This is a genomic window from Streptomyces sp. NPDC003011, assembly GCF_053591515.1.
The window spans coordinates 1-18,614 of sequence record NZ_JBSFTY010000056.1 but is presented as its reverse complement, the minus strand read 5'-3'; the positions used below and the strand labels follow the sequence as shown (position 1 = coordinate 18,614).

14 protein-coding genes are annotated in these 18,614 nt (G+C 68.5%); 6 read left to right on the top strand and 8 right to left on the bottom strand.

What is annotated here, in order from left to right; translation table 11 throughout:
- Positions 1 to 4: 4 nt before the first annotated feature.
- Both ACWD0J_RS26705 and ACWD0J_RS26700 read left to right on the top strand, forming a co-directional pair.
- Positions 5 to 1,810 (top strand): DEAD/DEAH box helicase, encoded by a 1,806-nt coding sequence (locus ACWD0J_RS26705; RefSeq protein ID WP_451498424.1) that lies wholly within the window; start codon positions 5 to 7, stop codon positions 1,808 to 1,810.
- A gap of 146 nt (positions 1,811 to 1,956) precedes the next feature.
- Complete coding sequence (locus ACWD0J_RS26700) at positions 1,957 to 3,306, top strand: DNA cytosine methyltransferase (protein WP_451498378.1); 1,350 nt, start codon at positions 1,957 to 1,959, stop codon at positions 3,304 to 3,306.
- Here the strand turns inward: ACWD0J_RS26700 and ACWD0J_RS26695 are convergent.
- From ACWD0J_RS26695 to ACWD0J_RS26675, 5 genes are all read right to left on the bottom strand, one after another.
- Positions 3,238 to 3,687, bottom strand: coding sequence for a very short patch repair endonuclease (locus tag ACWD0J_RS26695; protein ID WP_451498423.1), 450 nt, complete (start codon positions 3,685 to 3,687; stop codon positions 3,238 to 3,240). The two genes, ACWD0J_RS26700 and ACWD0J_RS26695, sit on opposite strands and share 69 nt — an antisense overlap.
- Before the next feature lie 143 nt (positions 3,688 to 3,830).
- Entirely contained in the window at positions 3,831 to 6,824 is a 2,994-nt protein-coding gene (locus ACWD0J_RS26690) for a Z1 domain-containing protein (RefSeq protein WP_451498377.1), read from the bottom strand.
- 48 nt (positions 6,825 to 6,872) lie between these two features.
- A complete protein-coding gene (locus tag ACWD0J_RS26685) occupies positions 6,873 to 8,426 on the bottom strand; it encodes an ATP-binding protein (RefSeq protein ID WP_451498376.1) in 1,554 nt (517 codons plus the stop codon).
- A 538-nt stretch (positions 8,427 to 8,964) separates the two neighbouring features.
- A complete protein-coding gene (locus ACWD0J_RS26680) occupies positions 8,965 to 9,975 on the bottom strand; it encodes an SEC-C domain-containing protein (protein ID WP_451498375.1) in 1,011 nt (336 codons plus the stop codon).
- 326 nt (positions 9,976 to 10,301) lie between these two features.
- The gene (locus ACWD0J_RS26675) at positions 10,302 to 11,774 is read right to left on the bottom strand and encodes a glycoside hydrolase (protein ID WP_451498374.1); all 1,473 of its coding nucleotides are present in this window, start codon (positions 11,772 to 11,774) and stop codon (positions 10,302 to 10,304) included.
- A gap of 538 nt (positions 11,775 to 12,312) precedes the next feature.
- Here ACWD0J_RS26675 and ACWD0J_RS26670 point away from each other — a divergent pair.
- The 3 genes from ACWD0J_RS26670 (at position 12,313) to ACWD0J_RS26660 (ending at position 14,497) form a co-directional block, all read left to right on the top strand.
- Entirely contained in the window at positions 12,313 to 12,624 is a 312-nt protein-coding gene (locus ACWD0J_RS26670; RefSeq protein WP_451498373.1) for a DUF6412 domain-containing protein, read from the top strand.
- A gap of 104 nt (positions 12,625 to 12,728) precedes the next feature.
- On the top strand, positions 12,729 to 13,442 hold the full coding sequence (locus ACWD0J_RS26665; protein WP_451498372.1) for a YidC/Oxa1 family membrane protein insertase: 714 nt from the start codon (positions 12,729 to 12,731) through the stop codon (positions 13,440 to 13,442).
- 197 nt (positions 13,443 to 13,639) lie between these two features.
- Positions 13,640 to 14,497 (top strand): fumarylacetoacetate hydrolase family protein, encoded by an 858-nt coding sequence (locus tag ACWD0J_RS26660; RefSeq protein ID WP_451498371.1) that lies wholly within the window; start codon positions 13,640 to 13,642, stop codon positions 14,495 to 14,497.
- Between the two features lie 79 nt (positions 14,498 to 14,576).
- Here the strand turns inward: ACWD0J_RS26660 and ACWD0J_RS26655 are convergent, their stop codons facing one another.
- From ACWD0J_RS26655 to ACWD0J_RS26645, 3 genes are all read right to left on the bottom strand, one after another.
- Positions 14,577 to 15,443: a TIGR03620 family F420-dependent LLM class oxidoreductase gene (locus ACWD0J_RS26655; protein ID WP_451498370.1), complete on the bottom strand. Its 867-nt coding sequence runs from the start codon at positions 15,441 to 15,443 to the stop codon at positions 14,577 to 14,579.
- A 67-nt stretch (positions 15,444 to 15,510) separates the two neighbouring features.
- Entirely contained in the window at positions 15,511 to 16,014 is a 504-nt protein-coding gene (locus ACWD0J_RS26650; protein ID WP_451498369.1) for a heme-degrading domain-containing protein, read from the bottom strand.
- Positions 16,011 to 17,102: a Gfo/Idh/MocA family oxidoreductase gene (locus ACWD0J_RS26645; protein ID WP_451498368.1), complete on the bottom strand. Its 1,092-nt coding sequence runs from the start codon at positions 17,100 to 17,102 to the stop codon at positions 16,011 to 16,013. Before ACWD0J_RS26645 ends, ACWD0J_RS26650 begins: the two co-directional genes overlap by 4 nt.
- A gap of 158 nt (positions 17,103 to 17,260) precedes the next feature.
- Between ACWD0J_RS26645 and ACWD0J_RS26640 the strand changes: the two genes are divergently transcribed.
- Entirely contained in the window at positions 17,261 to 18,385 is a 1,125-nt protein-coding gene (locus ACWD0J_RS26640) for an ROK family transcriptional regulator (RefSeq protein ID WP_451498422.1), read from the top strand.
- Positions 18,386 to 18,614 lie beyond the last annotated feature (229 nt).

Genomic DNA, 18,614 nt, shown 5'->3' with positions numbered 1-18,614 from the left:
CGGCATGACGGGGACGTCCCTGCACCTGGGATTCGACGAGACGCGTACACGCGTCGTTCTGAGGACGACTGACCAGTACCAGCAGGACCTCGTCCAGCTGGCCGCCCGTTTCCGCACGGGCGGCCAGCTTGGCCCGCTCACTGCCTCAGTCGCCCTGGATGAACTCCTCGCCGATCTGGCGGTGCTCGGTGGCTGGCCACACCGTGAGGGCGTGGAGTGGGCTCCTGAGCTGCGGAACCTGGTGTCGGGCGTCGTCAGGGATGCCAACACGGTCAAGGAGCGCCTCGCCGGCGCCCAGCCGCGCGGTGAACTGTCGCCCGACGACGTTCCCAGCTTGCTGGGAGACATGTGGGATGCCTCGCTCAGCGAGTTCCAGCTCCGTGACATCGCGAAGCTGCTCTCGCTTCAGCATGGAGCGAACTTCAGTGTCCCGGGCGCGGGGAAGACCCGGGTTGCCCTGGCGGTGTACGCGGCGCAGAAGACTCAGGAGCGTGTGAGGCGGGTCCTGGTCGTGTGCCCCAAGTCGGCTTACGAGTCCTGGCGTTACGAGACGGCCGTGTGCTTCCGCTATCCGCTGCGGACGCACGTCCTCGACGGTTCGATGGATCAGTGGGCCGAGGTGCTGATCGTCAACTACGAGCGCCTGGATCGCTCACTGGCCACTCTGGCCAGCTGGCTGAAGGCGGCGCCATCGATGATCGTCCTTGACGAAGCCCACAGGATGAAGCTTGGTGCGCGCGGGACCTACGGTGCCGCGTGCATGGCGCTGGGCCCTCTGGCCGAGCGGCGCATGATTCTCACCGGTACGCCGGCGCCGAACGGTTCAAAGGACCTGGAGAATCTGCTGGGTTTCGTCTGGCCAGGACACGGACAGCGGAGCGTGGTGCAGGCCGTGGCGGGTGGGGACCTGGCCTATGCCAGTTCTGTCCTGCGACCGCTGTTCACCCGGACGACGAAGCAGGAGCTGGGTCTGCCGCCTGTGCACCTCAGGATGCGCTACGTCGACATGCCGCCACTGCACGACGAGATCTACAGCTCGCTGGTGGGAGGCATGAACAAGGGGACCACCCGGGACGATCTCAGTTCTCTGGGCAAGACAGCACTGCGGCTGCTCATGGCAGCGACGAGCCCCGCACTGCTTCTCGAAGGGGGGAGCCGGTACGAGCCGCTGGCGTATCAGCTGCCGCCGTTGGACATCCCGCAGGGCAGCTCCCTCTACTCGCTGATGCAGAATCTGCCGGACTACGAACTGTCCCCCAAGTACAAGGAGACGGTGACGATAGTCGCGGAGAACGCGGCGCAGGGCCGTAAAACGCTCGTGTGGACGACCTTCGTCAGGAGTCTGACGACCCTGGAACAGATGCTCGGGAAGTACAGCCCGGCTGTCGTTTACGGGGGTACACCCGACCGGGACGAACAGCTCAGGCGCTTCCGCGAAGACCCGAGCTGCATGGTGCTGATTTCGAACCCGGCGACCCTGGGAGAGGGCATCAGCCTGCACCACGTGTGCCACGACGCCGTCTACGTGGACAGGGACTTCATGGCCGGCCGGTTCCTTCAGAGCCTTGACCGGATCCATCGCCTCGGCCTCGCCCCGGGGACGGACACCCGGGTCACCGTGCTGGGAGTCCGGAAGACCATTGACGAGGTGGTCGCGATGCGTCTCGAGAGAAAGCTGGAGTTCATGGGGAAGATCCTCGATGACCCCACAGTGCAGCAGCTGGCGGACTTGCAGGAAGAGCCGTCGGTTGCGGCAGGTCTGGCACCAGGTGACATTGAGGCCCTGCTGCGGCACATGGGTAACAGCTAGCCTGACGGCGAGTTCGGACGCCGTGCAGGAGCCCCTGGCGGGGCTGTGGAGCTGTGGTGGTGGGAGACTCTTGTGTCAGAGGCGGCGAGCAATCGCCGCCTCTGCAAGACCTGGCACCGTTTTTCAGCCATCCCGGAAGGAGCGCCATGCGCCCCAGCGGCCGACCTCATCCGCAGTTCACCCCGCCACTGACCTCGGTAGAGATCTGTGCCGGGGCAGGCGGGCAAGCCGTTGGTTTGCATAACGCTGGCTTCGATCACAGGGCGCTCGTGGAGTGGGACCGGCACGCCGTGCGCACCCTCGCGGCGAACGTCGGAGGATGGCCAGGATGGACTCCGGAGCGGGCAGCTTCCCTTGAACCGATGGATGTCAAGGAGTTTCTTGGGTCAAAGGTTCATAGTGGCCTTGGGCTTGATGTAGGCGATCTTGATCTCCTCGCGGGCGGAGTTCCGTGCCCTCCCTTCTCTCTGGCTGGCAAGAGGCTCGGCAAAGACGATGAGCGAGACCTCTTTCCGGATGCTCTGCGCATTGTCAACGCTCTCCGGCCCAAGGCGGTGATGATCGAGAACGTGAGGGGTATTCTTGAGCCGCCTGAGGTTTTTATTGATTACCGAAACCACATCTTGAGTGAACTGCGAGACTACGGTTATGCGGTTCCGGTCATTGAGGATCACTGGCTTCCCGAGAAGCAGGATCTGGCGATGCGGAGTGTCTGGCGGAGGGTAGACGCAAGACACTTCGGTGTACCGCAACTGCGTCCGCGCGCAATCCTCGTTGCCATCCGGCAGGATATTCTCGAAAAAAATGGCGTCGAGTTTGTGTGGCCTCGACGCCTTAAAGGTGAGCAGGCAACGGTTCTCGGGGAACTGCACGACAGCATGAAATTGCGTTGTGAGCAGTATTGGGACAAGAACTGGCGAGGCGAGGAGCCTCAGCCCGGTGATCTTACCGGCGAGAAGGTTTTCCATAATTGGCTCAGAAAAGCAGGAGAAGCGGCGAGTGCCGGAAAGGGTGTTGCGCCGACGCTGGTGGGAGGCTCAAGGAAGCACGGTGGCGCTGACCTGGGGCCGACCAGGGCCAAGCGGGCTTGGGCTGACCTTGGAATCAATGCCATGGGTGTCGCCAACGACCCGAAGGAATGCGACCCCGAGCGTGATCTTTTCCGGGCAGCTGGGCCCATGCTGACCGTCGAGCAGGCGGCGATTATCCAAGGCTTCCCCACCGGGTGGAAGTTTGCAGGGCGAAAGACAGCGCAGTATCGCCAGGTTGGAAACGCTTTCCCTCCCCCGGTTGCGGAGGCCGTTGGACGCGCTATTGCCGCCGTACTGCGGCCCGACCGGCGAGGCGAACTGCTTCGGGATTACCAAATGGATGGCCAGGGCGACGAATCCGGCGAAGAGGGCCCTGAGCAGATGTCTCTTCCGGTGTCAGGACTCTTGCGAGTTCGCTCTGCGCGTGAGGACCGTCGCGGCAATTATGTCCGCGCAGGCGTCTGAAGCTTCATGCTCCCAGAAGCGGAGTACAAGCCACCCCGCTTCTGTGAGTTTTTGGTCAGTATCACGGTCCCGTTCCATGTTACGCAGAATCTTTTCCGACCAATACCCTTGGTTTGTCTTTGGCGCCACGTAATGCTGCGGGCAGCCGTGCCAATAGCATCCGTCAATGAATACAGCCACTTTTGCGGGGCGGAAGACCAAGTCAGCTGTCCGGCGAAGATCCGGCAGCGGACGGGCGGCTACGCGGTATCGCAGACCTTGGGCATGCACGAGGCGGCGGATTAGCTGCTCGGGCTTTGTGTCGCGGCTCCGGATCGCCTGCATGTTGCGGCGGCGGGCAGCGGACGATGCCCAGGAGCCTGGCGGCGCTTCCCATTGCAGATCATCAGACACGCCTCAGAGCGTAGACCGCGGCGGGTCGCAGCGGGGCGCGTGGGGCTGTCTGCCGATGGGGACAGAGGGGCACCTGGTGCCCGAGACGGGGCCGACCCGGTGCGGGACGGCCCCGACCCTCGCGGAAGGGATCAAGGCGCGTCGGCTGGAACTGTCGCCTCAGAGGCGTAGCGAGAACTCTTGGCACGGAAACGCACCAGTCGACGGTCAGCGCTTACCGCTGAGGTGGGCGGGATCAAGGTAAAGGCCATAACGATCTTCGACGGGTCGGCCGAGCCGTTCCGCACGACGGCCTGCACGTCGCTGTGGCTGTCCCCCTCCACCACGGGGTACAGGAGCACTACTCCTGTCGTGGATCCGATTCCGGACCCCTGGCCAGAATGCGCGTCGGGGGAGCCAGCCTCACCTATCAGGCGCTGTGCCGCGGTGCGGTGCTCGACGCTGGCGATGCGGCCGAAGGACGTCTTGCCGGCCTGCCGACTACGGCGGACCAGGGAAAGCGGCAGAGAACCGAGCACACGGGCCTCAATGCGCGTGCCTGTGGCCAGACGCGGGGATATGAGCAACCAGTCGTCCACCTTGGCGAGCGTGCCGTCGAGCTGGCTGAGATAAGTCAGATGGGGATCGAAGTGGCCTGGACGTTCCCATTCAAGCTGCGACAGTGCGCTGACGAGGTTCCTGTGAGAGACGGTGCCGGTCAGTGCCTCGAAGGTGCGCGCGAGCGAGCTGGAGCCGTCTGGCGGATTGGTGAAGGCGACCGGGGCGGAGCTGAGCTCGTCCAACAAGGGGCGCCACCTCTCGGTGTTGCGCTTGAGCACCATATTGCTCAGCGGATAAGCGGCCGGCTCAATGGGGCGGCCGGGTGACTGGATCTCCACCAGCTCCGCATTGAACATCTTGTTGCGGGCGGAAGGCTTGATCCAGGGCAGATGCTGCGCCACGAGGGGAGGTACCTGCATAGGGGTAATCTGCGGCTGGCCGTCGACCACCGTGGCGTACTGGGCCAGCTGCTCCCGGAACATCTCCTCGTCGCGGCAGATCGCTTCGTAGGCCTCGTACAGATCGGCGTACCCGTTGCGGCCGAAAGGCTCCTCCCGGCCGATGTAGAGCCGGACCAGATCCCGGTACCCAGGCCGGAAGCCGAACCAGCGGCCCATCTGCATCAGGGTGTCCGCCTGCTGGGTGGTGCGCCGGTAGTAGGTGATCGTCAGGCCTTCCACGGTGAAGCCGCGAGAGAGCTTCGTTCCACCGACGAGAATCTTCCAGACGTGCGGCGTCCGGTCGAAGTCCAGGTTGAGCTGGTCGAAGTAGCGGTCCGAGTCGCCGTTCACGACGATGACCGGCTGACCACCTGAGCCGATGCGCTGACGTGCGCCATTCACGTAAGGACGCAGCGCCTCATAGGTGGCGGGAGCAGGGAGACCGGAGGCGCGTGCCTCGCTGACCAAAGCGAAGTCCGAAGCCCACAGCGCGGCCAGGCGCTCATGTCCGGCGGTCGAGCTGTAACCGGCCTGGTGCCACATGGAATTGATCCGCAGTGCGAGATCCGCGTGGTCGTCCTTCCGCACCGACTGGTGCGCGAGCATCGTGTGGTGCCGGAACGGGCCGTCATCCACACCATGATCGGCCCGGTACAGCTTTAGCGCGCCCGACAGAACGAAGGCGTCCATGGCTTCCTGGAGACGGTCGCCGGTGGACTCGTTAACGTCCCGTATATGCGCTTTCTCCTGGGAGTTGGCATGCGTGCGCTCCTCCATGGGGATCGCCGAATCCAGGTCGTGGAAGTCCTGGGCACCCATGTACCCGGAGGGGCGAGGAAGCGAAATCAGGAAGTCGCTGGGGAAGATGTCCTCATCGTCACCTGGATCGATGAAGACATTGGCGAAGGGGGTCGCCGTGTAGCCGATGTACTGCGCACGCGGAAGCAGCTCCAGGAGCTGGGAGAGCAGCCCATTGATGGCCGTGCGCTCAGGTCTGCCCTGCTCCCACTTCTTGGGATCCAGGGTGTTGACGGAGGCCTGGTCGGACTCGTCATCGATGATCAGGGCGGGCAGCTCGCCGAGCAGCCCATGGATTTGCTTGAGGTCCTTGACGAGCTTGGTCAGAACGGACTTGTTCTTCTTCACCACCAGGATGCGGGCGGCGGCGTGGTGGAGGTTCGCAGGGTCGTGCAGCGGACGGGTTGGTTCACGCTTTTCGAACTCAAGGGCCCGGATGCCCTGCGCCAGGCTCTTGTAGTCCTTGTCACGGGTCGTCAGGCGCTCGATGTCGAACGCACCAAGGACGGACGGCCGTGCGCCATGCCGAACGAACTCGTGCCAGTCCGCGTCGTCGTCCCCTACGTAGTCCACGCCTACGAGGGAGTCGAGGTCCGTGATGTCCGCACCCCGCAGGATGTTCTCCTGCCCGATCAGCTCCATGTCGAGGCGGCGCTGGGTCTGAGCACGCAGCAGGTTGAGTGTGCCGCCGAGCACGATGACGAGGCGGTAGCCAGCGTCGATCGCCTTGGCGGCGACGCCCGTGAAGTTGGCGGTCTTGCCTGACTGCACGTATCCGACGACCAGGCCCTTCGCCTGTCGAGCCGTCGGCTGTTCTGGATCAGTGAGGCGTTCCACGACTGCCCGGCTCGCTTCATCGAGGCTCGCGATCGCGGCGTCGGACCAGCCCTTGGCGCGGAGTTTCCCCTCGTACGACGTCCAGTAGAAGGACCGGGCTGCCGCTCGCTCAGCGGTGTACCAAGGAGTGAACTTGCGCGTGATCACTGTGGGTCTTGGGATCTTGGCCACGGGTATGGCGTCATCCAGCGCCTTCCGCACGTCCTCTCCGAACCGGAGCCGGTCGTACACGGCCACGCGGCGCTCATCTGTGCGAGCGGGGGTGGCCAGCGCCCAGTGAGGAGCTTCGGCGAAGTCCCAGGTGGTGAGGTGGCGGCTCCACAGAGCTCTGAGTGCCTCATCGCCGCTGACCAGGTAGGTGTGAAACAGCTCCTCGCTCAGGTCGGCGTCCGGGTAGTCCTCATCGGCGGCGAGAGCGGCCCATTTCGCGAAATGCTTGGGCGCGCTTCGCATGCCTGCCAGTGCGTCGGTGTGAATCTCAAGGAGCAGGGTGGCTGGGGTATCACTCATGTGAAGTCCTCGGTGCGGATCAAAGGCGAAGTTGTTGCGTCGCTGGCGTCAGGAAGGTGACTGCGCACGCCTCGCGCGCTGTGCGTCCACCGAAGCCATGAGGATGGTGTTCCAGTAGTCCAGACGGTCCTGACGACTACGCTCCCAGCGCCCCAGTCCGAAGCAGTCCTCAAGAAGCAGGTACAGCAGGGTCTTCGCCACGGGGACATCGTTTGCTCCACCGCGCCTGCCGTCGTTGAAGTCCTCCCGGTATGCCTTGTTGAGGATGACGACGTTGCGCTCACGGTCCAGGTCGAAGAACTGGTCGAGGGGGAGCGAGCCCCAGGTGAAGGTGATCGGTTCCTCGCCTGGCTTCTCTGGCAGTTCTTCCTTGATGACCCGCTTGACCTTTGGATCCAGGCCCTTGCCTGGAGGAGTTACCGCCTTACGGACGATCTCGTTGCGCCTCGAACCGTCCCTGTAGGCGGTCTCGGCGTCAAGCATGTAACTCCGGAAGGTAAGTCCCTTAGAATCCACCGCCTTGTCCAGGCCGTCAGTGAAGGCCGGCGTGACGGTGACGTTCTCCTTCTTCACGTCGAGACTCAGGACGTTGTTCTCATGAGATGGAAGGTCGATCGCGACGCGGGCGAGAACCAGGTGACCTTCGGGGTTCCGCCAGCCGTTCCACCCACCAGCTTGTACGAGGCGGTCGTTCCGGTAGAAGTAGAAGCCTTGTCTGTCTGTCAGCGAACCGATCTGGCGGAAGCCTGCCTGCTTGGACTTGGCCTGCCAGATGTGGGCCTTCAGCCGCATGTCTCCCAGGCCTTCCACCGGAGCGGTGAACTCCCGGGGGTAACCCGCCTTGCCCGGCACTTTGTACCCGAAGGGGTCCAGTGCCTCTACGGCGATATGGTCCACTTCCTCGCCGAGACCCTGCCCTCCGATGCCGACATCCCACACCGCGATGTCGAGGTTGAGGCCGCGCTGCAGATACCTGTGGAGATACAGGCCGAGGTGGGTCTCGAGGCGGGAGATCGCCTTGGACAGGAACTGATCGCTCTGGCCCCGCGCGACTGTCTCGAAGGCTCGCACCCCATCCCAGCGCACGATGGTTCCCTGCCACTCGATGACTCCGTCGTACCGGTCTACGAGTTCCTGCGCGTACCGCGGGTCGACAGTGTCGCAGCGGAAGCTGTCTTCGATGCCCTCCGCGGTAAGAAGACGACCCGCGGCGCGGCTCCGCCGAGTGCGGCTGACTACGGTGAGTGAGGAAGCGTGGGACAGGGAAGCCGCCTTCAGCCCCGTGCCGTACATGCCGAGAGCGCCTTCGCCGTAGTCGCGGCGGTGGCCCACCGTCATCGCGGCATCCAGATCCCCTTCGTCCATGCCCTTGCCGTTGTCGATGATCAACAGGGTGAGGATCCGGTCGGCATCACGCAGGAAGTGCACGACGATCTTGTCGGCTTCGGCGTCGATGGAGTTGTCGATGAGGTCAGCGACGGCGACCTCGAAGCCGTAACCCTGGTTGGTCAGGGCCCTCCCGTAGCCCGCATCTGGCGGCAAGTGTGTGCTGCCGGTTGTGGGGACGTCGTACTGCCATTCGGTACCGGGCTCGTAGGGCATGTTTCCTCAAGGCACAGGTCAGGGCCTGCTCCACGAGTTAGCAGCCCCCTACACACAGCAGATGGAGGATGTGACCGTACTGCAAACGTTGGACACAGGGGGAGGCAGATGCCGAACAAGGGCGATAAGTCCCTTATTCATCCACGGCTTTGGCCAGGAATATTCATTACATGTACCGCTTTATGTGCATCAATTATCTGAATGCCCTGTATGGACTGTGGGCATGGTTCCAGGAGGTCCGGGTTGCGCCCTTGAATGTAAGGGCGGGTCGGACTGCCCGCTTCCTGGCCAGCGTCGCGCCTCCGCGCCCCCGACTCAAGGGCGCTGCGCGTCGCCTTCGGTGATGGCCCTTCGGGCCACCCTTGACTCGGGCCGCTCCGGCACGGGGGAGTAGCGAGCGGGCGGCTCGGAGAGGGCGAGGGGCCAGGCGGGGGCCACCCACCGGTCGTTGAGGGGTGGGCCGGAGGTGGGGGTGCGGACGCGCCTCGCCAGCACGCCGGGTCAAGCGGCGTGCGGTGTGTGGGGGAGGGGCAGGGTGCTACGCGCCGTGGCAACCCTGGTAAGCCCGCCCCGACCCACACCAGCAAACCGCCCCCCGCTGCGGAGGCCACCGCACCGCCCGCCCCCGTGCCGCCAGCGTCGTCGCGTACTGCGGCAGCAGGGACGTGTCCTCCGGGGACGCTCCCTCCGACGCCGCGAACGCCTCGTAGGACGGGACCGTGCCTGTGACGATGCCCAGGTTGGGGGTTCCGGAGGAGGCCAGTTCGCGCAGGGACGCCTCTATCGTCGCCAGGTGGGCCTCGTGGGAGGGGTACTCCGAGGACAGGGACGGGTACGCGCCCACCAGTTCCGCCAGTTCGCCCGCCGGCCAGTGCAGTACCGCCACCGGGAACGGGCGGGACAACGCCTCCCGGAAGGTGCCGAGTTCCGCGCGCAGCCGGGAGATCTCCGCCGCCAGCTCCGCCGGGTTGTCCGAGCCCAGGGACCAGACGCGCTTGGGGTCGTGGAGCTCGTCCAGGGAGACGGGGGAGGTGTGCAGGGTGTCGGCCAGGACGTCCCAGTCGTCGTGGGTGAGGCCCAGCATGCGGCGGACCCTGTGGCGGCCGAAGAGCAGCGGATGTGTGGCGTACGGGGGCTCCTGGACGTCCGCGAGGAGGAGACGTACGCCCTCCGTGAACGTCTCCTGGGCCGCTTCCAGCTCGTCGTGGGCCTCCAGGGACTCCGCCACGATCACCCACGGTGCCGCGTCGCGCGGGGACGCCGACCGGATGCCGTCGATGATGGCTCTGGCCTCCGCCTCATGGCCGTACTCCCAGAGGTTCGAGGCCTTGAGGGCCCGTACCAGGAAGGGGTTGTCCAGGGCGTCCCCGGACGACAGCAGGCGGTCGTAGAGCGCGGTCGCGGCGGGGCGGTCGCCGGACAGTTCCAGGTGGGCCGCGGCCTGCAGGAGCAGGGCCTCGGCGTCCTCCGGATACAGGCCGGCGGTCCGCTCCAGGCGTGCCGCTTCGGCGGTGTGGTCGACGTTCTCGGCAGGAGTGTCGGGGCGCATGGGGGACACGGTATCGCCGAGCGGTGACAAAGGAGAGAAAAGGGGAGGGAGGTGCAGGTCAGGGAGAGGGAGGTGCAGGCCAAGGAGAGGGAGGTGCAGGCCAGGGCCGGTGGGCGGTCCCGGGCCGGAGCCCTCCCGGCACCGACCCTGGTCCCGGCCCTCGCGGCACCGGCACCGGCACCGGCACCGGCACCGGCCCTGGTCCCGGCCCTCGCGGCACCGGCACCGGCACCGGCCCTGGTCCCGGCCCTCCCCGCACCGGCACCGGCCCTCGTCCCAGCCCTCCCGGCCGGTCGCGGTCCGAGGCCGTCCGGTCCGGTCGTTCCCTAGATCGTCACGCCGTCGATCTGCAGCGTCTGCACCGCCTTCGCCGCGAACGGGACGCTCACGCTCTTGCCGCTCAGCCGTGTGTCCGAGTAGGCCGCGTACTTGTCGCCGCCCGTCGTGACCGTGTTCCAGCGCGGGACCAGGCCGCCCGAACCGCCCGTGACCGTCGTGAAGCGGGACAGGTCGAAGGTCAGGGTCTGGGCCGAGGCCGCCGTGTTCACGGCCACGATCACCAGGCGCCTCGCCGTCGCGTCGTAGGCCGCCGCCGCGTAGCCCACGCCCGTGTCGAGGATCCGCATGCCCGGGCGGATGTGACGGCTGAACTGGGCCATGACGTAGTACTTCGGCTGCACGGTCGTCGGCTGCAAAGTGCCCGCGTCGTACGCGATCATCGCCCAGCCCGCCGACGGGTCCATGACCTGCCAGTAGACCCACGCTGTGGGGTGCAGCCAGCGGAAGTCGAGGCAGAGGTTCGACGCCATGGTCAGGCCGGTGCCGTCGCTGTCACCCGTCTCCGAGTTCCACAGCTTCTTGCCGGAGGTGGTCACCACGTCCGTGTACAGCAGGTCCCTGCGCCCGCCCGAGCCCTGGTAGCCGTGCACGTTGACCTGGCTGACCAGGGCCTTGGTCGAGGAGCCGAAGGAAGCCCAGGTCGAGCGGGCCGTGTCGTAGTTCGTCTCGTCGGACGCGGCGATGCGCAGGCCGGTGAGGCCGCGCTTGTCCAGTTCACTGCGCATGTAGGGGAGGACGGCCGCCTGGACGGCGGGGTCCATGTGGCAGCCCTCCTGGGTGCCGGTGGCGGTCCACCAGGTGGAGGCCGGCTCGTTGAAGGGGTCGACCGTCGCGAAGTTCACGCCCCAGTTCGACTTCGCGCGCAGGGCCACGGCCGCCAGGTGGGAGGCGTGCTGGCGGTAGTTCCAGGTCTGGAGGTTGTTGCCGCCGCCCGCCGCGCCCGACGGGTTGTGGTTGGCGCACATCCACCACATCGGGGAGTTCGCGAAGAGCTCGGACACGGCGCCGCGTTGGGTCGCCTTCGTCAGCATCGCCCGCTGGTTCGCGTCCGCCGACCAGTTCCACGCCGAGGACGCCGGGTCCTCGTTGTTCCAGTCCTGCCAGAAGCCCTCGATCTGCTTGAAGGCGGGGATGTTGGGCGACTCGGCCATCGTCGTGCCGCCCACGCTGTTCCAGCTGCACGCGCCCAGGTTGTAGCGGGCGATGTTCAGGCCGAGACCGGGGAGCGTCGCACCGCCGTACGACACCGACTTGGTGGTGAAGAAGAGGTCGGCGAAGTCGTCCCGGGCGCCGAAGACGTTGGCCCACCAGGCCAGGGACGTGCCCCAGCCCTCCCAGGTGCCGTACGACGTACCGGGGTTGACGGCGACGGTGGCGTCCGCGTGCGCGGTGCCCGTCGCCAGGGCGCTGCCGAGGACGGTACCGCCGGCGGCCGCCAGCAGTGTTCTGCGTCGGATCATGGCTTCTCCGATTCGATCGACGACCGGTTCCTGAACCGGTGCCGTGGCCTGTCCCGCTGATGCCAGGACGAAGCATCGGGTGCGGCGCGTGAGGTTGTCGAGAGGTCTGACAGCGCTTTCTGCAGCCCTTTCTCAAACCGGTGGAGGAAGTCCGGTATCCCGAACATCCGGGGATTTCGGCGGCTCCGGTCACCGCAATCTCTGTGGGGGTCCGCCACCGGCGAGGAGCGTCGCGCCGGCCGCGACCTTGGCGGCGCGGGCCAGGGTGAACAGCCCGGTCGATGGTGAACGCGCCGCGGACGGACCGCGGTGCGGTCGAGTCCGAAACGGCGGCTGCTACAGCCGATCGCGAACGATCAGGTATAACAAGCCACAACAGAGCCATGATCGAGGCATAGCCGAGGCATGACCGAGGCATGACTGAGGCAGGACAAGCAGACGTACGAACGCCGTGCGAAGGTCGTGCGAACTTCGTACGAAGCGTACGAGCCGTACGAGGCGTAGGCGTTCGAGACGTCAGGGAGGAAGGAGGCCGCTCGTGATCCGCAACTGGACCCACTCGCGCCCCGCCGCCGCCCTGCTGATCCTCTTCCTCGACGTCGTACTGCTCGATGTCGGCAGCCTCTCCGCCACCGTCGCGCTCGCCGCGACCGCCGCGGCCGGTTCCGCCCTCGCCGTCTGCTCCCTCCTCGCGGCGCGCGCCGCGCCCGCCGTCGCGCCCACCCGGGTGCGCACGGCCATCCGCGACCGCGCCCGCCGAACGGCGTTCCTGCCCCAGCGAGATCCCGACGCCAAGGGGCGCACCCGCCCCCGAGCACCCGGACACGCCCTCCCGACGACCGTCGCGTAGGGCACGCAGCCTCCTCTTCCCTCTCACGGGACCGTGCCTTTGCGCGGGTCGTCATGCCGTCCCTCACCACTCCCGGCACGACGAGACCCCCGGAGGGCTCACCCATGTCCGTTTTCGCCGACCTGGTCCAGCACCTGGCCGACCTGCTCCAGCCGCTGTTCGGCGCGACCGCGGCCGCCGCCGCGATCGTCCTGTTCACCGCACTCGTACGACTCCTCGTGCACCCCCTGTCCCGGGCGGCGGCCCGCGGACAGCAGGCGCGGACCCGGCTCCAGCCGAAGATCGCCGAGCTGCGCGCCCAGCACGCGAAGAACCCCGAGAAGCTCCAGAAGGCCGTCCTGGCCCTGCACACCGAGGAGAAGGTGTCGCCGCTGGCGGGCTGCCTGCCCAGCCTGTGCCAGGCGCCCGCGTTCTTCCTCCTCTACCACCTCTTCTCCAGCGGGGAGATCGGCGGACAGGCCAACGAGCTCCTCTCGCACCGGCTGTTCGCCGCGCCCCTCGGTGACCGCTTCACGGACGCGCTCGGCGACGGCGGGCTGTTCGGGGCCGCGGGGCTCGTCTACGTCGGCCTGTTCGCGTTCGTCACCGCGGTCGCCGCCTTCAACTACCGCCGTACGAAGCGGATGACGGCCGCGAATCCGGCGGCGTCGGTGGGGGACGGCGGGCAGGTGCCCGGGATGGGTGCGATGACCAAGGTCATGCCGTTCATGTCCTTCTTCACGCTCTTCACCGTGGCGGTCGTGCCGCTGGCCGCCGCGCTGTACGTGGTGACCAGCACGACGTGGAGCGCGCTGGAGCGGGCCGCTCTCTACCGGTGAGCCTCCGTCGGTGAGGTCCGGTCCGTGGATCGGAGTCCGTGGATCGGAGTCCGTAAATCGGAGGTCCAGTCAGTGGACCGGAGGTCCAGTCCGTGAACCGGGTATTGCGGACGGGACGCCGACCTTGGACGATCGACCAGTCATCCGATGGCTGCACCCGTCGGTCGACGTGCCCGCGATCGAGGGAGATTGTGCTCATGAAGTTGCTGCGAGTCGGTACGGCGGGGGCGGAGCGGCCCGCGCTGCTCGACGCCGGGGGAACCCTGCGGGACCTGTCCGGCGTCGTCCCGGACATCGACGGACCGCTGCTCGCCGACGACGCCGCGCTCGGCCGGGTCCGCGCCGCCGTCGACGCGGGTTCACTGCCCGCGCTGGACGCGGACGGGCTGCGGACCGGGCCGCCGCTCGCCCGGATCGGCAAGATCGTGTGCATCGGGCTGAACTACCACGACCACGCCCGGGAGACGGGATCCGAGCCGCCCGCCGAGCCGGTGATCTTCTTCAAGGCCGCGGACACGGTGGTCGGCCCCTACGACACGGTGCTGGTCCCTCGCGGGTCCGTGAAGACCGACTGGGAGGTCGAGCTGGCGGTCGTCATCGGACGTACGGCCCGGTATCTGGGGTCCGCCGAGGAGGCGCTGGCCTGCGTCGCCGGATACGCGGTGGCGCACGACGTGTCGGAGCGGGAGTTCCAGATCGAGCGGGGCGGAACCTGGGACAAGGGGAAGAACTGCGAGACCTTCAACCCCCTGGGACCGTGGCTGGTGACGGCGGACGAGGTGCCCGACCCGCAGAACCTGTCGCTGCGGCTGTGGGTCAACGGCGAGCTGAAGCAGGACGGGACGACCGCGGAGCAGATCTTCCCGGTGGCCGAAGTGGTGCGGTACGTCAGCCAGTTCATGACCCTGTACCCCGGTGACGTGATCAACACCGGGACGCCGGCCGGGGTGGCGCTCGGAGCACCCGACCCCAAGCCGTTCCTGCGTGCGGGGGACGTGGTGGAGCTGGAGATCGAGGGCCTCGGCAGGCAGCGGCAGGAACTCAAGGACGCCTGAGGGGCGGGGAGCCGCGGTGGTCCGGCGGCCACAGGCCGTTCGCGGCGTGTCACGCGGCTCCCCGTCTCAGGGCATCACCTCACGCCAGCAGCGAGGCCAGCCGCTGCCACGCCTCCCGCGGCAGCGCCTCCCGGGCGCCGCCGTCCACCACCTGAAGGGCCACGTGGTCCGCGCCCGCCGCGATGAACGCGTCGATCCGCTCCCGGACGCGGCTCTCCTCGCCCCACGCGAACAGGGCGTCCACCAGGCGGTCGCTGCCGCCGTCCGCCAGGTCGGCCTCCGTGAAGCCGTGGCGCAGGAAGTTGTTGGTGTAGTTGGGCAGCGTGAGATAGAGGGCGAGGAACTCGCGGGCCAGGGCGCGGGCGCGGGCCGGGTCCGTCTCCAGGACCACCGCCAGCTCGGGGGCCAGCAGCGGGGCCTCGCCGAGGATCTCGCGGGCCTGTGCGGTGTGTTCGGGGGTGACCAGGTACGGGATCGAGCCGGCGGCGCGGTCGCGGGCCAGCTCCAGGCTCTTCGGGCCGAGGGCCGCGAGCAGCCGACGGTCCGCCGCGAGCCCCGCCGCGTCCAGGGCGTCGAGGTGGGCGACCAGGGCGGAGTAGGGACGGCGGTACTGCTCCGCGACCTTGGCGTGGCTGACCCCGAGGCCGAGGACGAAGCGGCCGGGGTGCGCGGCCTCCAGCTTGGCGATGCCGGCCGCGGTGTCGGCGGCCTCGTGCTGCCAGATGCTCTGGATGCTGGTGCCGACGGTGATCCGCGAGGTCGCCTCGACGAGCGGTACGGCGTTGCCGACGGCGCTGTTGCCGCCCAGCCAGATCGCGCCGTACCCGAGCTGCTCCAACTCGGCGGCTGCCTCGGCCAGTTCGGTACGCCGGGCCGGGTCGTCGGAACGCAGGCCGACGCTCCAGACGCCGTACCGGCCGATGGATTCCTTCAAGGCGTCACTCATGGATGCGGTTCCTCCGGTCGGTGGGCTGTACAGCGGTACCAACCGGAGGGTGCGCCGGGATCTTCCCTCAGTGGCCCAGGAACTGCTCCAACGCCTCCACGACGAACCGGTGGTCCTGCAACTGCGGCAGCCCGGAGACGGTCACCGCGCCGACCACGCCCACGCCCTCGACCGTGATCGGGAACGAGCCGCCGTGGGCCGCGTACACGTCCGGGTCCAAGCGCGAGGACTCCTCGAACGTCGTGCCCTTGGCGCGAAACCGGGCGCCGACCAGGTAGGAGGCGGAGCCGTAGCGCTCCACCACCCGGCGCTTGCGGGCGATCCAGGCGTCGTTGTCGGGGGCCGAGCCGGGCAGGGCCGCGTGGAAGAGCTGCTGGCCGGCGCGGTGGATGTCGATGGCCACGGGTGCCTGCCGTTCCCGGGCCAGTTCGACGAGGAGGGAGCCCAGCGCCCATGCGTCGTCGTACGTGAACTGCCGGAAGACCAGACGGCGTTCCTGTGCCTCCAGTTCCTCCAGGGGCGGGGTGAGCTCCGGGTGGAACTTCGGGCCGATCTCCTGGTTGTGCGTCACAGCGTCACCGTCATTCCGTCGCGGGCCGAACGGCGTGCCGCCTCCAGTACGTCGAGGGCGGCCGCCGCCTCCAGGGCGGTCACCGGGTGGGGACCGCCGTCGGTGAGGGCCCTGGCCACGGCCGCATAGTAGGCGGGGTAGTCGCCGGGCAGGGTCGGCTCGGGGCGTCCGCCGCCGGTCAGTGGGGACTCCCCGGCGCCGACGCGGCCCCACAGGGACTCGGGCTCACGGCCCCAGTCGGCCGTGGTGCCGGGACGCCGGCCCTCCCGCAGCGCCGCCTCCTGCGGGTCGAGGCCGTACTTCACATAGCCGGCCTTCGAGCCCAGCACCCGGAAACGGGGGCCGAGTTGAGCGGTCGTCGCGGAGACGTACAGGTGGGAACGGACGCCGTTGGTGTGCGTGATCGCGATGAACGTGTCGTCGTCGGTCTCCGCACCGGGACGGCGGATGTCCGACTCGGCGTACACGGAGGCGGCCGGGCCGAAGAGGACCAGCGCCTGGTCGACGACGTGGCTGCCGAGGTCGTACAGCAGACCTCCGATCTCTGCGGGGTCGCCGGACTCCCGCCAGCCGCCCTTCGGCTGCGGGCGCCAGCGTTCGAAGCGGGACTCGAAGCGCCATACGTCCCCCAGCTCGCCGTCCGCCAGCAGTTTGCGGAGCGTCAGGAAGTCGTTGTCCCAGCGGCGGTTCTGGAAGACGGAGAGGAGCAGTCCGCGCTCCTCGGCCAGGGCGGCGAGCTCGCGTGCCCCGGCGGCCGTGCCGGCGACGGGCTTGTCCACGACCACCGGCAGGCCGGCCTCCAGGGCGGCGGTGGCGAGCGGGACGTGCGTCTTGTTCGGGGACGCGATGACGACCAGGTCCAGGTCGCCGGCGCGCTCGAACAGCTCGTCCGCGGTGGCGACCGCGCGCACGTCCGGGAACGCGGCGCGGGCCTGTTCCTGCCGCTCGGGGTTCGAGGTGACCACCGTGTCGAGGGCGAGGCCCTCGGTGGCGGCGATCAGCGGGGCGTGGAAGACGGAGCCCGCGAGGCCGTAGCCGACGAGGCCCACGCGGAGGGGGGTACCAGCCGTACCAGTCGTACCTGTCATGCGTCCCACTTTCGCAACGCTGTTGCCAAAGTGCAAGCGCCGGGGACAATGGTGGCGTGGACAGGGCGAAGAACGGCGGTGCGAGCGGCGGTGCGAGCGGCGGTGCGAGCCGGGGCACGAGGGGTGGCGCCGCGGGTGCGGGTGCGGGTGCGGGTGCGGTGGGCGGGAGGCGCGGGCCGACGGCCGGCGTGAACCTGTTCGCCCTGCGCAGCCACAACACGGCCCTCGTCCTCGACCTGCTGCGCGCGGCGGGCACGCGGGGCATCAGCCGCCTCGAACTCGCCGAACGCACCGGGCTCACCCCGCAGGCGGTCAGCAAGATCACGGCGCGGCTGCGGGACGACGGTCTGGCCGCGGAGGCGGGACACCGCGCGTCCACCGGCGGCAAGCCGCGCACGGTCCTGCGGCTGGTGCCGGAGGCCGGGCACGCGGCGGGGGCGCACCTGGACCGGGACGAGCTGCGGACGGTGCTCGTCGACCTCACCGGGGACGTGGTGGGGGAGCGGCGGGCCGCGCTGGACCTGGGGGCGGGCGCGGACGCTGTGGTCACCGCCGTCGCGCGGGAGACGGAGCGGCTGGTCACCGACGCGCTCGGACCGGCCGCCGACGCGTCCCTCGCCGCGGCCGGCTCCCTCCTCGGACTCGGTGTCGCACTGCCCGGCCCGCTCGACCACACCCGGGGAGTGCTGCACCGGGTCACCGGCTTCCCCGAGTGGGACGGGTTCCCGCTGCGGGACGCGCTGGCGCGGCGGCTGGGCGTACCGGTGGTCGTCGACAAGGACACGAACGCCGCCGCGCTGAGGCTGGCGGTCGGCGGTGAGGACGGGTCCTTCGCCTACCTCCATCTCGGTACGGGGCTCGGCGCGGGCCTGGTGATCGGCGGGAACGTCCACAGGGGCGCGCGGACCGGGGCGGGCGAGTTCGGCCACCAGGTCATCCAGCTGGACGGGCCGGTGTGCGGGTGCGGGAACCGCGGGTGCGTGGAGGCGTTGTGCCTCGGGGCGGTGGCCCGGGGGGAGCCGGCGGAGGCGGCCCGGGTGCTGGGGGAGGGGGCAGCCAACCTGGTGGGGCTGCTCGACATCGACCTCGTGCTGCTGGGCGGCCGGACGGTGGCCCGCGACCCGGAGGTCTTCGTCCGCGGGGTGGCCGCGGTCCTGAAGGCACGGGCCGGCGGCCCCAGCGGGGCGGTACCGGTACGGGTCGCCTCCGGCGGGGTGCGGGGGGTCGCGGAGGGGGCGGCCCAGTTGCTGCTGGCGCCGCTGTTCGGGCGGGGGGACGGCTGACGATGGCTGACGCCACGCCGCCACGTCGCCCCGCCGCCGCGTCCCCGCACAAGCCGTACCGCCGGACCCCCGTGGACCGGCAGGTCCGGCCCGCTGTCACCGCGTCGCCGTAGTACCCGCCGTGGCCGGAGCTCTCGCGGACGGCCGAGGCACAGCGCGACCACCGGGTCCCGTTCGGGCCACGCGGCCCGGGTCAGCACGCGGGGGACCGGCACGGCGGCCGTCACGG